This window comes from Pseudobutyrivibrio sp., assembly GCF_017471675.1.
Lineage (GTDB): Bacteria > Bacillota > Clostridia > Lachnospirales > Lachnospiraceae > Pseudobutyrivibrio.
The window spans coordinates 1-3,428 of record NZ_JAFUSK010000018.1 but is presented as its reverse complement, the minus strand read 5'-3'; the positions used below and the strand labels follow the sequence as shown (position 1 = coordinate 3,428).

Annotated in this window: 4 protein-coding genes; all 4 read right to left on the bottom strand. The window is 38.4% G+C overall.

The annotated features are described in order from the left end of the window. Positions 1-144 precede the first annotated feature (144 nt). Entirely contained in the window at positions 145-876 is a 732-nt protein-coding gene (locus tag IJ535_RS02720; protein WP_294298536.1) for a UTRA domain-containing protein, read from the bottom strand. Positions 877-988: 112 nt separating this feature from the next. Then, on the bottom strand, positions 989-1,432 hold the full coding sequence (locus IJ535_RS02715; protein ID WP_294298533.1) for an Hsp20/alpha crystallin family protein: 444 nt from the start codon (positions 1,430-1,432) through the stop codon (positions 989-991). A gap of 184 nt (positions 1,433-1,616) precedes the next feature. Next, complete coding sequence (locus IJ535_RS02710; RefSeq protein ID WP_294298531.1) at positions 1,617-2,453, bottom strand: hypothetical protein; 837 nt, start codon at positions 2,451-2,453, stop codon at positions 1,617-1,619. A 147-nt stretch (positions 2,454-2,600) separates the two neighbouring features. After that, a partial coding sequence (locus IJ535_RS02705) for a 2-hydroxyacyl-CoA dehydratase family protein (RefSeq protein WP_294298529.1) occupies positions 2,601-3,428 on the bottom strand: 828 nt, incomplete at its 5' end.

Here is a 3,428-nt window from a genome sequence, read left to right as displayed (position 1 = left end):
GCTTTGCTTAGTGACTCTATTTTTTATAATTATAGGGGCAAAAGAAAATCCAAAAACAAAATAAAAGAGGATTCAGGGGCTATCCGAGGATAGTCACTGAATCCAGTCCTTTTTTAGGGGAGTTTTTTAACAGCCCCTTTTAGATTAATCATGTAATTCAGCTCGTGTAGCAGTGTCCATAAAGCAGAAATATTCTGGGAGATGACGTGACTGAGTATACTCAAACATCAACCCCATGCCATTAAAAGTCTGGCTTGTTACAACTGCCAGGCAATTGTAATCGCCGGGATTTAAGCACTTCATATCAACTTCTGTAACACGTTCAACAGTCATCTTTCGTTTACTCATGGCTATCTCCATGTGAAGCTCATTTTCTATATATTCGTATATTGATTTGTTTGCAATTTCTTCTGTGATGCCAGGCACAATAGATTTATCAAACATATTTATATCTAAGATGCAAGGCTTGCCATCCAGCTTTCTAAGCCTTTGTATGTAATAAAGCTCTGTGCCTTTCTTAAAGCCTGTTCTGCTTTGAATCCTTTCATCAGCTGTAATTTCAGCAAACATTATTACTTCTGTGTTGCTGTTTAGCTTATTTCTGCTGGCGGATTCCTTAAAGGTCTCAATGCCTCCTATTACAAAGCTGGCCTTGTCGATAGGCTGATAAACCACTCGTACTCCAACACCATTGATTGCCTGTACATATCCAATTTCAGCTAGCTGTGCTAATGCTCTTCTAACAGTGTTTCTGGAGCAATCATAGGTAACAACCAGTGCGCTTTCTGGAGGGAGAATACTTTGATATTCATACTCCTCTGATTCTATCCTAAGTTTTAAATCCTTATATATTTCAGTGTATTTTGATTTTGGCAAAACAAAGCCCCTCTTTCCCTTTGTTATAATAAGGGTAACACAAAATGTATCTGTGTGCCAATAAAATAAGCCCCTCCCACTAATAATGGGAGGGGCCAGCTAATCAAAATGACTATCCTTCAATAGCTATATATTTTGTTTCTTCCTTTTCAGGGATTGCTTCCTTCTTAGGAACTGTAAGGGTAAGAACGCCATCCTTGAAGGCTGCGTGGATATCATCCTGTGTTACTCCATCGCCTACATAGAAGCTTCTTGAACATGAACCTGTGTAGCGTTCACGTCTGATGAAGTTGCCATCATCATCCTGCTCATCATTGCTGCTGTTTGACTCAGCATTGATCGTAAGATATCCATCCTTAAGCTCTGCTTTGATATCTTCTTTAGCAAATCCTGGAAGGTTCATATCAAGCTGATAACCATTATCAGTTTCTTTTACATCTGTTGTCATCATTCGTGAAAAATCACGATCGAATCTGGAACCACCAAAACCTGTTACACGTGGTACTGAGAAGAAATCATCCATAAAATCATTTGATAAAATACTAGGCATTAACATAATACTTACCTCCTTTTATTGACGCTAGGCTCTCGGTCTAGTGGATTGTGAATTAGTTCCAAGTGAGGATTTCTTTTGTTCCCCTCTTGTTGATTATGTTATATACCTAAAATTAGCACTCGTCAAGCGCGAGTGCTAATAATTTATAATTATTTTATATTTTGTTAATAATTTGTCTGACTTTTTACAGCATTGCTTTGAACTTATCAAATTCACCTTCAGGAATTCCTAATGCTTCCATAGCTTTCTCAGCTGTAAGCGATAAGTTTTTCATGAGATTTTGAATATCCTCCACCTTTGCTTCCATTCGCATATCATCAGCAAAAGCTTTTTCATCAAATTCAGTTATAACCATACCACATACCTCCGCTTTATGCTTCTCCAAAAACTCTTTGAGAATTCCATCTTCGATGCATGAATCAACCGCCAAATTTACTGCTTTTTCAATTTCATAATCAAGTGAAAAGGTCCTGATTCTGTTGATTAGCTCCATATAATCTCGTAAAGGCTGGCATTTTTCTAATAGCCCATCATTCTTACCTTTATTAAGGTTATACCCTATAGCGGTCCACTCAAAATCGCCACTTTTATCCTCATTGATAAAAGCATCAGAAAGTCTGATTTTTTCAACTGCTGGTCTATCTGTTGCCCCATTATAAAAAACTATGTATCTTGGCGTCGGTATTTTCTTTAAGGTACTGGAATAAATGTTTATCCCATTTGTCTTAATATACTGATCATATAACTTACCAAAATACATTAAGCCTCTAACAGGCATATTAGGATTGAAGGTACTTTGCTGTTCCCATACAGATAGATAACTGTCAAACAAAAAAGAGATGTCATTCTTCATGCTTATATATATAACGTCCTCAATAGTAGTTAAGCTAACTGCACTTGCGTCTGAATAACTACTATCATTCAATGCATTATAAAGCTGAAGAATATTTTCCTTCATTTCTTCAGTACCAAATAGTAATCTAAATAATCTATCTTTGTACTCTCTATTTACTTTCGTCATTTCTATTTCTCCTTAAATTATACCATGAATAAGGATTTCTGAAAGGAAAAAGACAAGTAAAACCCTTTTGAAATCGTTATAGAAATGAACAAGTATGAATTTCGCAGCAATTATATAATACAATAAGAATATTATCTTTGTCTACTTTTACCAACTCAATGAATCGTCAAACTCCTCTAAGCTGGCGTCTACAGGCTCTTCCTTAAGGATGGTGCGCATGTAGCGGTTGACTTCGGTGCGCATGTCTCTTCTGGTGCCATCAAGTGGTACCATCAGATTGTGGTTCACCCAAATCCAGTGGATGCCACGCTTTCTGGCTTCTTCTTCAAAGAGGCCGTGGTAGCCTGACATGGCTTTGCAGCCGATGTGAACATACATGATAACCATATCCACATTCATCTGCTCGCAGATTCTGAACAGGTCTTCAACACCAGTTTCGTAGCCACCATTAGAGCGATTACGCATAATCATATTTTCGTATAAATGACCTAGGTCAAGAAGTGCCTGGTGCTTGTCAGTGGTGCTGACCATTTCTGTTGAAACGCAGCAAAGCATATCGTTAATAGGTAGGATTCCCCAGCAATTCATAAGCCAGTTAGGGAAGGCTGTATAGTAGGCAGCCTGCACGCCCCATAGGATGGCACGATGGCGATATTCCTTGCAGGCCATTTCCTTGTTCTGATATGCCTTTGTGGCAAGGACTGTAATCTTTTTATCTGTGTCTAAGAATATCTGGCTGCGGCCTCCTGCTGCCATGTAAACACCGTAACGATAGAAACCAAGTGTTGCGCCAAGAAGCTGTGGATATGGTGTCTTGTTAATTTCAAGCCACTCTAGAAACTCCTTTGTTTCTTCGTTAAAGCGGGCCATGTTGCTGAACAGATAATCCCAATCGTACTTTTCACCAGTGTGTTCTTCAATAAATCTGATTGCATTAAGAACTTCTTCACCAGCGTATTCCTGTACACTCTCCTG